This is a genomic window from Pyrococcus kukulkanii (assembly GCF_041647995.1).
Classification (GTDB): Archaea; Methanobacteriota_B; Thermococci; order Thermococcales; family Thermococcaceae; genus Pyrococcus.
In genome coordinates this window covers 22,291-37,430 of sequence record NZ_JARRIB010000005.1, presented here as the reverse complement: position 1 = coordinate 37,430, position 15,140 = coordinate 22,291, and the positions used below count along the sequence as shown (strand labels likewise).

The 15,140-nt window shown below is 48.2% G+C and carries 16 protein-coding genes, 2 tRNA genes and 1 pseudogene; 9 read left to right on the top strand and 10 right to left on the bottom strand.

The window, feature by feature from the left end; genetic code table 11:
* Window positions 1-3 precede the first annotated feature (3 nt).
* Genes P8X24_RS10060 through P8X24_RS10045 form a run of 4 tightly spaced genes read left to right on the top strand, consistent with a single transcriptional unit; the run spans window position 4 to window position 5,999 of the window.
* Entirely contained in the window at window positions 4-702 is a 699-nt protein-coding gene (locus tag P8X24_RS10060; RefSeq protein WP_372915887.1) for an ATPase domain-containing protein, read from the top strand.
* A 20-nt stretch (window positions 703-722) separates the two neighbouring features.
* Window positions 723-2,336 carry a type II/IV secretion system ATPase subunit gene (locus P8X24_RS10055; protein ID WP_372915885.1) on the top strand — a complete coding sequence of 538 codons (1,614 nt, stop codon included), beginning with the start codon at window positions 723-725 and terminating at the stop codon, window positions 2,334-2,336.
* A gap of 9 nt (window positions 2,337-2,345) precedes the next feature.
* A complete protein-coding gene (gene flaJ, locus P8X24_RS10050) occupies window positions 2,346-4,052 on the top strand; it encodes an archaellar assembly protein FlaJ (RefSeq protein WP_372915883.1) in 1,707 nt (568 codons plus the stop codon).
* Window positions 4,053-4,058: 6 nt separating this feature from the next.
* Window positions 4,059-5,999, top strand: coding sequence for a hypothetical protein (locus P8X24_RS10045; protein ID WP_372915881.1), 1,941 nt, complete (start codon window positions 4,059-4,061; stop codon window positions 5,997-5,999).
* Here the strand turns inward: P8X24_RS10045 and P8X24_RS10040 are convergent.
* The 6 genes from P8X24_RS10040 to P8X24_RS10015 all read right to left on the bottom strand — a co-directional run bounded on the left by P8X24_RS10040 (window position 5,968) and on the right by P8X24_RS10015 (window position 9,996).
* Window positions 5,968-6,894, bottom strand: a complete 927-nt coding sequence (locus P8X24_RS10040; RefSeq protein WP_372915879.1) for a DUF5305 family protein — start codon at window positions 6,892-6,894, stop codon at window positions 5,968-5,970. The two genes, P8X24_RS10045 and P8X24_RS10040, sit on opposite strands and share 32 nt — an antisense overlap.
* Complete coding sequence (locus tag P8X24_RS10035) at window positions 6,891-7,268, bottom strand: hypothetical protein (protein ID WP_372915877.1); 378 nt, start codon at window positions 7,266-7,268, stop codon at window positions 6,891-6,893. The genes P8X24_RS10040 and P8X24_RS10035 overlap by 4 nt, the downstream gene beginning before the upstream one ends.
* Complete coding sequence (locus P8X24_RS10030; RefSeq protein ID WP_372915875.1) at window positions 7,265-8,245, bottom strand: signal peptidase I; 981 nt, start codon at window positions 8,243-8,245, stop codon at window positions 7,265-7,267. Before P8X24_RS10030 ends, P8X24_RS10035 begins: the two co-directional genes overlap by 4 nt.
* 43 nt (window positions 8,246-8,288) lie before the next feature.
* A complete protein-coding gene (locus P8X24_RS10025; RefSeq protein WP_372915873.1) occupies window positions 8,289-8,819 on the bottom strand; it encodes a DUF1102 domain-containing protein in 531 nt (176 codons plus the stop codon).
* Between the two features lie 14 nt (window positions 8,820-8,833).
* Window positions 8,834-9,442 carry a DUF1102 domain-containing protein gene (locus P8X24_RS10020; protein WP_372915871.1) on the bottom strand — a complete coding sequence of 203 codons (609 nt, stop codon included), beginning with the start codon at window positions 9,440-9,442 and terminating at the stop codon, window positions 8,834-8,836.
* Window positions 9,443-9,537: 95 nt separating this feature from the next.
* Window positions 9,538-9,996 carry a DUF7344 domain-containing protein gene (locus P8X24_RS10015; protein WP_372915869.1) on the bottom strand — a complete coding sequence of 153 codons (459 nt, stop codon included), beginning with the start codon at window positions 9,994-9,996 and terminating at the stop codon, window positions 9,538-9,540.
* A 128-nt stretch (window positions 9,997-10,124) separates the two neighbouring features.
* Here P8X24_RS10015 and P8X24_RS10010 point away from each other — a divergent pair.
* Both P8X24_RS10010 and P8X24_RS10005 read left to right on the top strand, forming a co-directional pair.
* Window positions 10,125-10,200 (top strand) — tRNA-Gln (locus P8X24_RS10010).
* Between the two features lie 63 nt (window positions 10,201-10,263).
* Window positions 10,264-10,351: transfer RNA gene (locus tag P8X24_RS10005), tRNA-Leu, on the top strand.
* A gap of 67 nt (window positions 10,352-10,418) precedes the next feature.
* Here the strand turns inward: P8X24_RS10005 and P8X24_RS10000 are convergent.
* The 3 genes and pseudogenes from P8X24_RS10000 to P8X24_RS09990 form a co-directional block, all read right to left on the bottom strand.
* Window positions 10,419-10,601 (bottom strand): annotated as a pseudogene (locus P8X24_RS10000) (HEPN domain-containing protein); the annotation flags it as partial.
* A gap of 17 nt (window positions 10,602-10,618) precedes the next feature.
* The gene (locus P8X24_RS09995) at window positions 10,619-10,768 is read right to left on the bottom strand and encodes a hypothetical protein (protein WP_372915867.1); all 150 of its coding nucleotides are present in this window, start codon (window positions 10,766-10,768) and stop codon (window positions 10,619-10,621) included.
* Window positions 10,755-11,336 carry a nucleotidyltransferase domain-containing protein gene (locus tag P8X24_RS09990; RefSeq protein WP_372915865.1) on the bottom strand — a complete coding sequence of 194 codons (582 nt, stop codon included), beginning with the start codon at window positions 11,334-11,336 and terminating at the stop codon, window positions 10,755-10,757. The genes P8X24_RS09995 and P8X24_RS09990 overlap by 14 nt, the downstream gene beginning before the upstream one ends.
* 79 nt (window positions 11,337-11,415) lie before the next feature.
* Between P8X24_RS09990 and nikR the strand changes: the two genes are divergently transcribed.
* Both nikR and P8X24_RS09980 read left to right on the top strand, forming a co-directional pair.
* A complete protein-coding gene (gene nikR / locus P8X24_RS09985; protein ID WP_372915863.1) occupies window positions 11,416-11,832 on the top strand; it encodes a nickel-responsive transcriptional regulator NikR in 417 nt (138 codons plus the stop codon).
* A gap of 99 nt (window positions 11,833-11,931) precedes the next feature.
* Window positions 11,932-13,110 (top strand): CBS domain-containing protein, encoded by a 1,179-nt coding sequence (locus P8X24_RS09980; protein ID WP_372915862.1) that lies wholly within the window; start codon window positions 11,932-11,934, stop codon window positions 13,108-13,110.
* On the opposite strand, the gene P8X24_RS09975 is transcribed toward P8X24_RS09980, so the two are convergent.
* Window positions 13,068-14,081 carry a hypothetical protein gene (locus P8X24_RS09975; RefSeq protein ID WP_372915860.1) on the bottom strand — a complete coding sequence of 338 codons (1,014 nt, stop codon included), beginning with the start codon at window positions 14,079-14,081 and terminating at the stop codon, window positions 13,068-13,070. The two genes, P8X24_RS09980 and P8X24_RS09975, sit on opposite strands and share 43 nt — an antisense overlap.
* Window positions 14,082-14,126: 45 nt before the next feature.
* Between P8X24_RS09975 and gyaR the strand changes: the two genes are divergently transcribed.
* Window positions 14,127-15,134 carry a glyoxylate reductase gene (gyaR, locus tag P8X24_RS09970; protein WP_372915858.1) on the top strand — a complete coding sequence of 336 codons (1,008 nt, stop codon included), beginning with the start codon at window positions 14,127-14,129 and terminating at the stop codon, window positions 15,132-15,134.
* Window positions 15,135-15,140 lie beyond the last annotated feature (6 nt).

Below are 15,140 nucleotides of genomic sequence, written 5' to 3'. Positions count from 1 at the left end.
ATCTTGGTCGAGGAGCTACTAAGGATCGACCTAAAGGGCGATGAGCTTCACAGGAGGCTTGGCGGTGGCATTCCCGCGGGTACAATAATGCTCATTGAGGGGGACAGGGGGACGGGTAAATCAATCTTCTCCCAGAGGCTCCTTTACGGCTTCCTGATGAATGGGTACACCGCAAGTTACATCTCCTCCCAGTACACGACCGTGGAGTACGTGAAGCAGATGATGTCCATTAACTATGATGTTATCCCTTTCCTCATAAGAAAAAAGCTCGTTTTCGTCTCGCTCTACCCTTTACTTAGTGGGGTGAGCGAGGAGAGGAAATTTCTGAGCAGGTTGTTGGGCGAGCCGAGGTTATGGGAGCAGGATATTGTCGTTATAGATTCATTCTCATCTGTGCTCTCTCGAGAGCAGGAGGTTAGGAGCGTCAGGAACTTTCTCATGTACATAAAGAGGCTCTCAAGCCTGGGGAAGGTCATAGTCCTCACGGCAAACCCAGAAGAGCTCCCCAGGGATGTGTTATTTCTCCTCGAGGAGGCATCAACCCTACTTATGCGCCTCAACGTTAGGGTCTTTGGTGGTGACCTGAAGAATTCGGCGACGATAGTGAAGTACAACAACGCCAAGGGTGTATTCCAAAAGATTATACCCTTCAGGGTGGAACCTAAGGTGGGGCTCGTGGTTGAGATTGCGGCTGTGGTGTGAAGCGAGAGGGGGTGGTGAGGATGGCTGAGGCTGTTTCCCAAACATTGGAGGATGCAATGAGGAGGAACCCCCACCTTAGGAAGTACGTGGAGCAGTTTAGAAAGAAGTACGGTAAAGTTCCCGAGTTTCACGTTCAACTAAGTAGGGACATGAAGGAGATTCCCTACCCAAACATAATTTATCCAGTTGGTGATCCAATATTCATCCACATCTATGGTGACCCTCAGACCGAGAAGCAGTACATAGTTATCGAGCCCAGGATAGAGACGAGGGAGGAGGAAGAGAAGTACAGGATGATAAAGGATAGAATCCTTGAGCTCGCCCCTAATAGGGACATTCCCGAGGAGCAGGAGGAGTTTGAGAGGTTTCTTGACTCGATTTTTGAGGAGGCTGTTCTCTCCCTTGTTAAGGGTAGGAAGGGGATCACGATAACTAAGGAGGAGATGGAGAAGTTCCGCTACCTAATCAAGAGGGACATCATTGGAATCGGCCCCCTCGAGCCCTTAGCTAGAGACCCCTACATCGAGGATATCCACATAATAGGCGCCCACTATGTATCATTAGTCCACAAGATATTCGAGCACCTGCCGACGAACATAAAATGGAAGGACAACGTTGAACTGGCTGACTACCTCAAGAACCTCTCCGAGAGGATTGGAAGGCCTGTGAGCGATAGAAATCCTATCGTCGATGGTGCCCTTCCCGATGGGTCGCGTATAAACATAATCTACTCCCCAGACATTTCACTGAAGGGTCCAAGCGCGACGATAAGAAAATTCGCAGCAACGCCACTGAGCATTACCCAGCTAGTTGCCTGGGGAACGATGAGTGCCGAGATTGCGGCATACCTCTGGCTCGCCATAGAGTACGGCATGAGCATATTCGTGTGCGGTGAGACTGCTTCGGGTAAGACTACAACCCTCAATGCCATAATCCCGTTCATAAAGCCCGGCTCGAAGGTGTTTACAGCCGAGGATACTCCCGAGGTTCAAGTACCCCATCCAACATGGCAGAGGCTCGTGACGAGGGAGAGGGGGCCCGAGGAGAGCAGGGTAACGCTGTTTGATCTGCTTAAGGCAGCATTAAGATCGAGGCCGAACTACATCATCGTCGGTGAGATCAGAGGTGTCGAGGGTGCAATTGCATTCCAGGCCATGCAGACAGGCCACCCTGTCATGAGCACCTTCCACGCCGGTGACATTAAGAAGATGATCCAGCGTTTTACCGGTTCTCCAATAAACGTCCCGATAACCTTCATAGACAACCTCAACATCGCCCTATTCCAGCAGGCAGTGTACGTTAAGGGCAAGTTCCTCAGGAGGGTTCTTACGGTTGTTGAGATTGAAGGTTACTATGAGGAGCTCGGTGGAGTCGCAACTAGGAACGTCTTCGAGTGGGATCCAGTAAATGACAAGCACATATTCAGGGGCATGAACAACTCCTACATCCTCGAGAGGAAGATAGCCGAGATTGCCGGTTACGAGGATCCGAAGGATATCTACGACGAGCTCTTCCTTAGGGCGAGGATAATCCAGAGGATGGTTGAGCTGAAGATATTCAACTACTGGGACGTGTACAGGGAGATCAAGGCCTTCTACCAGAAGGGTATCGAGGGCCTGAGCTTCAGACTGTGAGGTGATGCCATGCCCAAGGAGAGGGTCAGCATATTCGTCAAAGCGGACGTTGACCCCAAGGAATATATAAAGAAAATTTTGATTCCGGGGTTAGCTGGCTCTGCTGTAATATTCATAGTTATAAGCATCTTCAACAGGCTGATAGCTCTACCCACGGGCTTGAGGCTGTTCATGTACCTCATCCCCATAATCTTGGCACTGTACGTCGTTGCCTATCCCTACTTGATGGCCGACTCCAAGAGGATAAGCATAAACTCCAAACTGCCCTTCTTCATAACGTACTTCGCGGTTCTCTCGACGAGCGAGATAGGTAGGAGTGACCTGCTTAGGGTTCTAGCGAGTGACCCAAAGCTTGGGGCAATAGCTAGTGAGTTGAAGAAGGTGTACATTATAGTTGACAAGCTCCACCGCTCGATGCCCGAGGCATTTAGATTCCTCGCGAGGAGAACCCCAAGCAGAGTTTTTGCTGATTTCCTTGATAGGCTCGCATATTCTCTTGATAGCGGTGTCGAGCTTAAGGACTATTTATTCCAAGAGCAGCAAACGGTCATGGACGACTTCCAGACATTTTACGAGGGTGCGCTCTACGACCTTGACATATTCAAGGAGATATACGAGTCGATCATAATCTCGGTGGTATTCGCGGCGGCCTTCATAATCATCGGCCCCATCATCACAGGACAAAATATAGGGAGGCTTGCCCTCTACCTAATCTTCCTGATCTTAGCTGCAGAGATAGGAACGCTACTCGTCATAAAGTACAGGATGCCAGAGGATCCCATATGGGCCGAGGTTAGGGTCAAGACCCCGAGGCAGGAGAAGATAAAGAGGGCTTTAGTTACATCCATTGCTCTCGTTCCCGTGGTTTTCCTAGTTTATATGGCATTCATAAGGCCGAGGTTCTCCCTTCCAACTCCGTTCGTTATAGCCCTAACATTAACTCCCCTGATGTACGTTGGCAACGTCGTTAGGAAGGAGGAGGCCTCGATATTCAGGAAGGATGAGAACTTCCCAGCTTTCATAAGGAGCTTTGCATCCTCCCTTGCGGCAAGTGGCGCATCCCCATTACTCGTCCTCAAGTACCTTAGCGCTCACGACTTCGGAACTCTAACTGAAGACATAAGGGCCCTCTACAGGAGGTTGGCCGTTAGGGTCGACTCCCAGAGGGCCTGGGACTTCTTCATAGCTGAAACCGGTAGCTGGCTCATTGGAATATTCTCAGAGATATTCAGGGAGAGCCTGAGGCTCGGTGCTGAACCGGACTACGTTGGTAAGGTCATAAGCAGGAACTTCGAGAGGCTCGTTCGTCTTAGGAGGAAAAGGCAGCAGAGCGTTTCAAGCTTCATCGGAATAATACTCGGTTTAACCGGTGCATTCGCCTTCGCCTTAGCTGCATCGTTCCAGGTTGCGGTGTCAATTAACGATCTCTTCAGCAAGCTTCAGGTACCAACCGAATACATCGGGGAGATAATCCACATTATTCCCCCATCAGGAATGCAACTACTCACGATCTCCATGTTGGTCATAATGGTAGCCCACTCCCTGCTTTCGGCCATGGCCATAAAGATTGCGGATGGGGGGCACATACTCGGCTCCCTGTACTACTTCGTGATCCTGCTTTGGGTCTTTGCTACTGGAATGTACGTAGGTCAGGAGTTGATGGCGAGGTTCATGCAGCTTGGTAGCAGTAGGTTAGCTTTGCTATTGATGGGGTGATGGGCGATGAGGAAAGTGCTTGCGGTACTGTTGATGCTAACTTTCCTTCCCCAGGTTCTTGCATCTTCATTCGTGGGCTGGGTGAGCCTGGGAGAGGGGGTAAAGTTTGGGAACGTTACCTTAGGATTCGTGGACGTTGACATGGGCGGGGAGGTTTACGTTCAGGAAGAGTTTAACGGATCCATAAGCTCCTACTCCATCCCGCTCGGTGGGCTCTACAAATTTGCCCACTCCAACGTCACCGTCCTTAGGGTCTTCTTTAGTGAACCTCCAATGCTGTACGTGAACATGACCTTTCCCCCAATTTTCGTTGGCGAGAAAGTTGAGGTTGGCAACTTAACTTTGAAGGTTGAGGATGTTGATGTGGACTCTTTTGAGGTTCTTGCCTCGTACAATGGTGAGGAGAAGACGTTTAAGGATTCAAAGTTTGACTTCGCCAATTATTCGATAACGATAACCCCGAGGCCCCTCTTGTTCAGGGGAGAGGTTAAGGTGGGGGACAACGTAACCTATGAAAACCTCAGGCTTGAGATCAAGGGAATAAACATGACCCTTGTAAACAATAAGACCTCGAGCGTCATCTCCGTAGAGTACGGTGGGAAGGAGTACAAGATCGAAGAGGGAGAGAGCGAGGTAATTGGTAAGTTCATAGTGAAGTACATCGGCTTCAGGTGCATCATGGTCAACAACATGTGCGATCCGAGGATATCCATCGAGGTCTACCTGAGGGCCCTTCAGATCAACGTTTCCTATGACCCATCGAGGGAATTCACGGTTTATGAAGGCAAAGATTACGCCCTTGGTCCCTACATAGTTAGGGTGAACGGCATAGCCGATGGCGTAGCGTACATCTCCATCCTCAATTCCTGCCACGACGAGCTTAAGGACGGAGTAGTCAGGGCGAGCTCCCAGTGGATAAGCCCGGTAACGTACGATGGGATAAGTGTAGGCCTTTTGAACACGAGCGAGGATTCAAGCGGTAAGAAGGCCACCTTCATAACCTTCTACAACCCAAGGGAGAAGCCGAGGTACCTTGCCCTGCTAAACGTAACCATCATTCCCCAGGAGAACTTTACCGCACTCGTTCCTGGGGTTGTCAATGTAATAATTAAGAACGTGGGGACAAGTCCAGTTTATAATGCCCTCCTAACGTTTTCCCCAGGGAAGGACTTTAAGGTTCTTGGTGGTGACGAGGTTTACATAGACAAGCTGGAACCAGGAAAGGAAAAGACGCTTAAATTCAAGGTCGTTGCGTTAAGGAACGGAACGATTTCCCTAGGTAAAGCAGATGTTGTAGCCCCAATCCCCTATCCTTTGGCCTGCGGTGGCCTTAAGGTGATTAGCTTCTCCTCAAACGAGCCCCTCGTCAGCGTTAGTCCCGTAAACGTCAACTTCGTCGTGACTTCCCCAAGGGAAGTTCCTGCTGGAGTTCCTTTCGAAGTAAACGTGTCACTGGAGGCCCCAGCGGGCTTCCTGGGGAACTTAACCTTGGAGCTTCCCGATGGCGTTGGCTTAATATCGCAGGGGGAGGTCTTGGGAGGGGAAGTCAAGGTTCCGGTAGTTAAAGGGAACTCCACACTAAAGCTCGTGGCCGTTACCCCAGGTAACTACACGCTAGTCGGAAAGCTTGAGGCATTCGGCAGGCCGATAGATGAAGTCAAGCTTAAAATCAGGGTTCTTAAGTCAAGCGGTGGGGTTTCCGTAGTTACAAGCACGGAAACGGTGACAAATGAGGTTACTAAGACAATAACGATGAGCGTTGGCAACATCACGAAGACCGTGACTCAGACGATAATCACGACGAAGCAGATTCCAGTAACCTTCACCGCAACGACAACGGTTAAGGAGGTGGTAACAAAGTGGAGCTGGCTGACCCTAATAATAGGAATAGCGATAGGGGCGGGGATCATAATCCTCATTGCCTGGATTCAGGCTCAGCGCTCTTGAGGCTCCACCACTCGTATATAACGCTCCCATCTATCACCCCGTAAACGTCGACCCCGTCAAGTGTGTAGTGAATAATTGGGCTTCCAATTATCTTCGCTATTTTCTTAAGGCTCTTCTCGTCGTTGACGAGAACCCTTGAGCTTATTCCTTTTGGCATGCCCTCTATTGCATTTATCTTCCTCTTCGGCTTAGGCCTCCACAGCACAAGGAGGGCTATCCCCGAAACTAGTGCCAATATGGGGAACACAACCCTCGCGGTCGAAACGTTCATGCCAAGCAGCTTATTGTTCACGGTACTCGTCTCTACTATGTTCCTCTTCTTCTCAAGCTCCGTGTTCTTGATGTACGTCAGTCCGCTAGTGTCCTCGACTATCGGCATCTCTTGGACGAACTCTCCCTCCTTCGTCCTGACCTTAGCAGTAACCTTGACCTCGTACAGTATCCTTGGAAGCTGTAGTGCCTCGGCGAGTTCTCTCCTTCTCTCTCCAACTTCCGTCAAATTTATGCTGAAACCTTGGCTGAAGGTTCCGTTAAGCAACTTCCCCTTGGTCGAGAACAGCGTCTCGTTCACGAGGTATATCCTGTCCTTCCCCTTGGTTACGTAGTACGAGGCGGTGCCCACGAGGTAATAGGAACCGCTTTCGCTTGGCTCTATCGAATATGTGTAGTTCCCATGTATTGCCTCGAGTATCTTCGTTGGGTAGTACTCAAGGCTCGCAACCCTTCCGTACACCGTGTCGTTGGCTAAGTACCCTGAGTGCTTGAGCTCCCCCCTTTGAACCACCTGTTCGATTAAAGTTGTTTTCTCGTATCCCTCCTTCATCAGGTAGGATGCGAAGCTCATCAGGAGGAATGCTACGAATATGCCTCCTATCAAGTACTCTTTCCTAATCATCCTTTACAACCCCTTCTATGATGGTGGCAGTGAGGAATGCAGCATCCTTTTATCTTCGCTCCTCCTCCGTCCCACTTTGCCTTGATATAGTAAAATAAACACACGTCAATCATCTTCTCATCCCTCGGTAGCAGAGTGAAATCCCTGGGCATTATGCAGGGAAGGCAGAAGACCCTGAAGTCAACTGGAACGTTCATGTTGTTCGTTATGATTATACTCCCATTCTCTAGGCATTCAACGTCTATCAGCGGATCCTCTCCGATCTTCACGAGAACTTCCCTTTCCGCGGTGTAACTCCTAAACGTGGATGATGATCCTGAAATAGATAATGCGGCGAGTGCTATGAGTAACAACCCAAATATCTTCCTAATCATCTCTTAGATCTCCTAACCATTATTACCTCGGGCTCCCCGAGGAGTGGTTTTATCGCGAGCATGCCGAAGAACACTATCAACCCCTCAACGATGAGTGGCAGGTGCGGGTCTATGGAGTAAAGTCCCTCCACTATCGAGGGGGGAAGTATGGGATAGTAGGAGTATATGTTTATCCTCTCCGTGTATATCCTTGTTTCCTCGGGAACCTCTATCCTGATTGGAACCGAGACTTCTTCGTGCCCGCCCAAAATGAACGTTGTTCTCTTCAGAACCTTCCCTTCAGCTATTATGAGCATTGGAATGTACGTGGGGTTACTCACGGTAACGTTCTTCTCTACCACGCTCCCTGGGAGATACCAGCCCTCTCTTTGGCCTCCAGCCAACGTGGAGGCATAGGTTACGTCAATTCCTCCCCAGCTCATCGAGCCGACGAAGATTATGGCCATAGCCAATAAGCCCACAAGTCCAACGTACAACTGTTCCGTCGTGATTATAACCCTCTTCCTCCTCCTCTTAACCTCGGAGGAGTCTGAGAGTATTGAAAGCAAACCCGCAGCACCAAGGAGGGCCATTCCAAGTGGCGAGTTTACGTGCTTTCCAAGCCCCGGAATCTTTACCGGTTTTCCTCCTACAGTTATCACCTTCCCAATAACTTGATCCCTCGGAACTGGCGGGTTTTTGCCGTCTTGCTGATCCGTGGCAACGTTGTTATCTCCCTTGGTTATGTAACCCTCTTCGGTTATCGCGTACACCCTGTGAACCGTCCACTTGCCCGAAAGGTTGAAGACTATTATATCACCGACGTCCCCCTTGGATAGGGGGTTTATGAAGAAGACATCCCACCTCTTAAGGGTGGGGTACATGCTATCGGAATAAACGTACGAAACGAACACGGGCCTCCCCAAGAAGAAGCCAACTATTGAGGGAATTATTAGGGTAAGGATGACAATTGAGAATAAAATTTCGGAGGCCCTCATAGCTTAAACCACCAAGATTTAAAAAGAAGGGACGGAAGTCCCTTCATTGAGTGCATTCACCCGCTACCGCGGTCACGTCAATTTGCACTTGGTGACCTCCAAGTCCCTGTCCCGTTGTGTTGAAGATCATTCCTATCTTTACTGGGTCTCCGTGGTACACTGTAACCCTGATAGTTCCTGCCGGTCCTGCTGTTGGGTTGTCATATGAGCCCGCAAACAACTTAACTCCATTGTCGGCCTTTAGAGTTACACAAATTGGGTAGTCTTCGTTTTCATTTTCCCACAGTTCGTTGCTAACTTCAAACATTTCCTCAAACACGTAGATACTGTCCGTGCTAAGGCCTGCTCCGTACCCTGGGTAGTCAGGATGGTTTGACGAAATTTCCACAGTTAGCTTTCCGTTGTTCAGGTAGACATAGGGTTGCAGTGGTGTTAAGTCAATAAGCTCGGTGTCATCCGACACTATGGCTACTGTAGCATCCCTACTTGCTTCAAAGTACCTGAAGTTGGCTCCAGCGCCAACCGCTAACATTAGCCCTGCGAAGAACAGGGCAAACCCAAATAACTTATTCATTTTTCATACCTCCTTCATGGCACCGGCTGCCCGCACTTGCCCGCTAAGTAAGCAGGCTCAGTGCCAAGCCTGTATGCCTTAATAACTATATTTCCGGTCCAAAAGTCTCCGGGGCTGTCTCCATCGGCTGAAAGGTCAATTCCTATCTTTACCATGTTGTTGTGAGGAACGACAAAGCAAATCCAGTCCCTAGCTGAGTCGCTGGCTGTCGCAGGGTTGCCATCATCCACTGAATAAACGCCCCCATCTGCTCCGTACAGCTCTATGTTGCTGTTGGTGGACTTAATTTCCACGACAATATCCACGTCCTCCCAAAGGTGGTTGCTGACTCCGAAAACCTCGTCGAAGTTGTACTCTGCACTTGGGCTAATTCCGTCTCCGTACCCTGGGTAGTTGGGATTGTTCGCTGAGAAGTCAATTACTAACTTTCCAGTGGTTTCGTTGATGTACGAGTACGGCTGGATTGGTGTTAGGTCAATTAGCTCGGTGTCATCAGTTACTACGTCCCAATGGACGCTTCTGCTTGCGTTGTAGTCCCTAAAACTGGCCCCGGCCCCAAGAACGAGGCCAAATATGGCCACTAGACCAAATATGGCTAGTCCAAATTTATTCACTTTCTCCATCTCCACTCGTTCTGGGTCTCATGGTGAGACCCAATCATGGATTTTGACGACCTAGTATATAGGTAGTTCCGAATTAAGATGTTGGTAATGGGTAATTACCATTGTTCAGAAGCTTTAATCCAGTGGAAAATTGCCACTCCAAGAAGGAGGAGGGATATTATGACTCCCTCGCTACTATTCCTAAGTAGGGAAGCTATCAGGGCAACCCCCGAGAAGGTTACATAAAGAAGGGGCCAGGTGATTGAGGTTTTCTTGATCTTCATGTACCTATCAACTTCCTGGGGTACATCTAGTAGCTCAACGGTGCCCCTATTAACCTTGACTATCCCTTCCCTTTCCATCCTGGGAAGGTGGGTCTGAACCAGGCTTACGTAAATACTCTTCCTGTGCCTCCTTGTGTTATTTCCTTCCAAGTTGGCTATGTAATCAACTATCTCTCCAATCTCGGCCTTTCCATGATTTTTTCTTAAACATTCAACAACCCACATTCTTCTATCATTTCCTAGAATGGTCTTAGAAGGTTGGGCTTGGGTGAAAAATATTGGAGGTATCATAATATCTCACCTTTCATTCAACTTCTTCCTTCCCTTATATTAACCTTTTGGAGACACTTCCAGTTTTTATCTTTCTCAATAGCACCGTAAAGTTTAAAAATCCCGATTATCGAGAGAAAAATGGCCATAGCCCCGTGGTGTAGCGGCCAAGCATGCGGGACTCTGGATCCCGCGACCGGGGTTCGAATCCCCGCGGGGCTACCATCTTCTTTTCCTACTCTGATAAAGTTTATAAGGCATATCCATCCTTCTCATAATTGAGCAAGAGCGGGGGTTGCCGAGCCTGGTCAAAGGCGGGGGACTCAAGATCCCCTCCCGTAGGGGTTCCGGGGTTCAAATCCCCGCCCCCGCACCAACTTCCCAATTTTCTCCACGAATTGTTTAGCTAACCTTAATGCATCCTCAGCTTCATCTTTTGTAGGCGAGTAGCTGACGTCGTACTGGTCGGCATGTCTAATTTCTCTCATTCTGTCAAGCAAGTCTACCCATTCTTGTTCTAGTTTTCCCGTTTTCACATAGAATTCCTCAAGGAACCTGGCCACACAGAAGTGGCTCTTTTCTCTCCACCCATCTTTGAAAAGTAAAGCCCTCGCAGAATGAAACATGGCAAGGTATGACGCAATTAATGAAGTTCTGTATGAACCAATTTTAAATTCATTTCAGCTTCCACAAGCCACTCTCCGGCCCTTTTTAGACTGAGAAAAGCTTTTTCAGTTGAAGGAGGAACTCTTCTCAGAAGTCCTTTCTCTACACAAACTTTAAAGTTGTCCAAGGTTTTCCCCCCATATTATTATCGACCCATAGATCAAGCTATAGTAAAAAATTGGATCTTCTTTTTTTAGTCTTTCGATTTTTTTCGGCGTAAGGACAAGCAAATCAACCTCCCTTTTTAAAGTGTCCCTGAGCTTCCTTTGGAACTTTGCTACCCTTATCATATCTTCTCCTTGGGTGTATATCCAGATATCTACATCACTACCTTCTTTATTCTCTCCCCTTGAGAAACTTCCGTATATGCCTAAACCCTCTATCCACTCTTCTCTTAGTTGCGAAAGTTTTGGGTATAGGGTTAAGAAGTTTAGAAATCTCTTGAGTTCCCTTGTTTTTGGGTTCAGGATTACTTTGAAATACCTCCCCTCTTTTTTTACAATACCTTCCTTTTCTAACATATGGAGAAGCTTTGATACAAGACCTTTACTAACTCCGAGCTTTTTTGCCGTTTCCTCTACCCTAATGGTATCTCGTTCGAGAATGTACCTCAAGATTTCAACTCGCTCCTTTGTTGAAATTAGCTTGTACATATTGGGTGAATTTCGTTCACAATTTATGAACTTTTCTTTCACATTTTGTGAACGAATTGTTCACGAATCGTGAACGTGCATAAATATTTAACTCTCATCGAAACTTTATCATGGTGATTGCATGAACTTGGTTAGATTTGGAGTTTCCATACCTGAAGAGCTCCTAGAAAAGTTCGACAGGATAATCGAGGAGAAGGGCTACACCAATAGGAGCGAGGCAATAAGGGACCTAATAAGGGACTTCATAGTCAGGCATGAATGGGAAGTTGGAAATGAGGAGGTTGCAGGAACGATAACCATGGTCTACAACCACGATGAAGCTGACGTCGTAAAGGAGCTCCTTGATCTGCAGCACGAGTACCTTGATGAGATAGTTGCAAGCCTGCACGTTCACATGGACGAGCACAACTGCTTGGAGGTGGTGGTCGTTAAAGGGGAGGCCAAGAAGATAAAGAAGATCGCTGACAGGCTTCTAAGCCTCAAGGGAGTTAAGCACGGTAAACTAGTGATGACGACTACGGGCAAAGAGTTAGTGTGACGAAAGTTTTATTAACCTTTTCTTACTAAAATCTTATCGGAGTCAATAGGTTTAAATTGAGCGAGAACCAAAATAATAATTGTCAGGAGGTGGCCAGGAATGGTCGGAATACAGGTGCAGGAAGTTATGACGGACAAGTACGCGAAGATAGATATAAGTGCGCCTCTTTCTGAGGCAATTGGAATTATTGAGAAGGAAGACCCAGATCTAATTCTCGTGTTCGATGACAACGTGTACAAAGGCGTCCTAACCCAGGATCTAATTATAAGATCCCACCTCAAGTGGGATCCAACTAAGGCGAAGGTTAGGGACGTGTATAAGCCGGCTCCCGTTGTTAAGCCTAACGATGATCTAAGCCACGCAGCTAAGCTAATGCTTGAGACCGATTTAAGATCCCTTCCGGTTGGTGAAAGCAAGGCTGAGATAATAGGTGTAATAAGCGATATAGCTCTGCTTGAGAGGGTTGTTGCTGAGGAGTTCGGTAAGAGAAAGGTGGAGGAGTTCATGACAAAGGATGTTATAACACTAGGGCCAGATGACACCGTTGCGAAGGCCTTAGCTACTATGAGAGATCATGCCATTTCAAGAATTCCAATAGTTGACGAAGAGGGGAAGCTTGAGGGCCTCGTGACGCTACACGATCTAATAATAAGATTCATCAAGCCAAGGTTTAGGGCCCAGACCGGGGAGCTGGTCGGCGAGAAGATACCTCCGTTCAGCATGAAGCTCAGGGAGGCGATGATAAAGGGAGTCATAACACTCCTTCCAGATGCAACGGTTAGAGAGGCCGTAGCGACGATGAAGGACAACAACATAGATGGTCTGGTCGTTGTAGATGAGAACAACAAGGTCGTTGGAGTGCTCACAGTTAAGGATCTCCTGCTACCAATATCAAGGATGGTCGAGAAGGAGGCTAAATTCTACCTACAGCTCGGTGGTGACGCTTCAGCCCTAAGCGAGTTCACGAGGGAGAGGATAATCAACGACATAAAGAGGTTCGTCGACGGCTACTCTGACCTTCTGGGCAACGAGGGGATAATCTACCTGTACATAAGGAGGTTCAACGAGAAGTTCAGGGGAGTCCACCTCTACCAGGCAAGGATGAGGGTGGTTACCGATAAGGGAGTGTTCGTGGCTAAGGGAGAAACCTGGGGTGCCATTCAAGCTGTACACGATGCCATAAGGGCAATTGAGAGGCAACTCCTTCAGAAGGCCGAGCTTGAGAGGGACATCCGCTACGCCAAGAGGTTCATTGAAAAGCTCGAGCTCTGGCGCTGAGCCTCCTTGAATAGCTTTCTTGACTTTTCTATCAATTTTGGATTGTTGAGCATCTTTCCTTCCTCTAGAAGCTCAAAGGAGAAAAATTTTAGTAGTCTTATGAACTTTCCTGGATTTCTGGATCTTAAATCCCTGAATATGAGCTCAAGCATTGGGAAAGAGTCCTCTTCTGGGAGCAGGAGTAATAATCTATAAGCCAAGAGAACCTTATCTATGGGCCTAACGACCTTTGTAACATCGTGATTCTTACCCAGGAAAAAGAGTAGCCTAGGTAGAGGCCCTCCGACCTTTATCCTCTCCAAGATTTCAACTGCCTTATCAACCTCTCCCTCGTCAAGGTACTCAAGGCCGATATGCTCCAGGAGCGATGATCTGAAGGGCTCGGGGAGATTTTCAGGGGTAACATTTTCCTGGGTTAGCTCGTCAAACTCTGGACTCTCCATCTCTCCAATTTCATCGCCAACCTCAACGACTTCATTGTGAAACTCTCCGCTCGCCTTAATGATCTCGGCATCTACAAGGAACTTCCCGTCCTCGTACTTGATTCCCCTTGGGAGAGGCTTAAGCAACTCTACATCATCCTCATCCAATCCCAAATCGCTTAGCTTTACTTCAAGGATGTTCTTACTCTTTAGGGCATCGGCTATAGCAGAGCTTATCCTCTTTAGGGCTTTCTTCTTCGTGTAAGAATCCGGAATGAGCTTGGCACTCTCAACGGCATCCTTAAACCTTTCCATCTTTGAAAGCTCGTAAGATAAGTAGAGGAGGGTTTCGCTCCTGAGTGAAGTAATAGGGATCGAACTCGCTATCTCCCTCGCCTTTTTAGGGTCTCTCTTAGCCAACTCCTGGGAGATCCACTTTAGGGCGTAAGAGCGCCAGTATTGGTCCTTTATTTTTTCAGACAATTGCAGCGCTTTATCAATATCCCCACTTTCAATTGCCTCTTTTACCTTCAGTAAATCTTCTATCATCATGATTTATTTGTCCTCCCAAGAATAAAATTTTTGGTGGTGAGGGTGAAGCCGAAGGTCTTCATCACTAGGGAAATTCCCGAGAATGGAATAAGGTTGCTGGAGAAGGAGTTTGAAGTTGAGATCTGGGAAGAGGAAAGGGAAATCCCCAGGGACGTACTCTTGAAGAGGGTTAAAGACGTTGACGCATTAGTCCCAATGCTGAGCGAGAGAATCGACAGGGAAGTGTTCGAGAATGCCCCAAGGCTCAGAATAGTTGCAAATTATGCCGTTGGCTACGACAACATCGACGTTGAAGAGGCCACGAAGAGGGGGATCTACGTAACTAATACACCTGACGTTCTCACCGACGCAACGGCCGACCTAGCGTTCGCTTTACTGTTGGCAACGGCAAGGCACCTAGTCAAGGGGGATAAGTTCGTTAGGACGGGGGAGTGGAAGAGAAAGGGTGTAGCTTGGCATCCGAAGTTGTTCCTGGGTTACGACGTTTACGGAAAAACGATAGGGATAGTGGGTTTTGGGAGGATAGGGCAGGCCGTAGCCAGAAGGGCTAAAGGCTTTGGGATGAGAATCCTCTACTACTCAAGGACGAGGAAGCCCGAGGTGGAGAAAGAGCTGAATGCAGAGTTTAAACCCTTGGAAGAACTCTTGAGGGAGAGCGACTTCGTTGTTCTTGCGGTTCCCCTAACGAAGGAAACGATGTACATGATAAACGAGGAGAGGCTTAAGCTGATGAAGCCCACAGCAATCCTGGTGAACGTAGCTAGGGGCAAGGTTGTCGATACTAGGGCGTTGATAAAGGCCCTGAAGGAAGGGTGGATAGCCGGGGCTGGCCTTGACGTCTACGAGGAGGAGCCGTACTACAATGAGGAGCTCTTCAGCCTTGAGAACGTGGTTCTAACTCCACACATAGGGAGCGCAACCTTCGGGGCTAGGGAGGGGATGGCCGAGTTGGTTGCTAGGAATTTAATAGCATTCAAGAGGGGAGAAGTTCCCCCAACCTTGGTGAACAGGGAAGTTATAAAGATTAGGAGGCCTGGTTTTGAGTTATGAACTTTT

Bases quoted from the DNA above. Each gene is read 5' to 3' on its own strand.
- P8X24_RS10015 (WP_372915869.1), bottom strand. From the start codon at position 9,996: ATGATACCTCCAATATTTTTCACCCAAGCCCAACCTTCTAAGACCATT.
- P8X24_RS10045 (WP_372915881.1), top strand. From the start codon at position 4,059: ATGAGGAAAGTGCTTGCGGTACTGTTGATGCTAACTTTCCTTCCCCAG.
- P8X24_RS10020 (WP_372915871.1), bottom strand. From the start codon at position 9,442: ATGGAGAAAGTGAATAAATTTGGACTAGCCATATTTGGTCTAGTGGCC.
- P8X24_RS10035 (WP_372915877.1), bottom strand. From the start codon at position 7,268: ATGATTAGGAAGATATTTGGGTTGTTACTCATAGCACTCGCCGCATTA.
- P8X24_RS10030 (WP_372915875.1), bottom strand. From the start codon at position 8,245: ATGAGGGCCTCCGAAATTTTATTCTCAATTGTCATCCTTACCCTAATA.
- P8X24_RS09975 (WP_372915860.1), bottom strand. From the start codon at position 14,081: ATGATAGAAGATTTACTGAAGGTAAAAGAGGCAATTGAAAGTGGGGAT.
- P8X24_RS10040 (WP_372915879.1), bottom strand. From the start codon at position 6,894: ATGATTAGGAAAGAGTACTTGATAGGAGGCATATTCGTAGCATTCCTC.
- P8X24_RS09980 (WP_372915862.1), top strand. From the start codon at position 11,932: ATGGTCGGAATACAGGTGCAGGAAGTTATGACGGACAAGTACGCGAAG.
- P8X24_RS10025 (WP_372915873.1), bottom strand. From the start codon at position 8,819: ATGAATAAGTTATTTGGGTTTGCCCTGTTCTTCGCAGGGCTAATGTTA.
- flaJ (WP_372915883.1), top strand. From the start codon at position 2,346: ATGCCCAAGGAGAGGGTCAGCATATTCGTCAAAGCGGACGTTGACCCC.
- nikR (WP_372915863.1), top strand. From the start codon at position 11,416: ATGAACTTGGTTAGATTTGGAGTTTCCATACCTGAAGAGCTCCTAGAA.
- P8X24_RS10055 (WP_372915885.1), top strand. From the start codon at position 723: ATGGCTGAGGCTGTTTCCCAAACATTGGAGGATGCAATGAGGAGGAAC.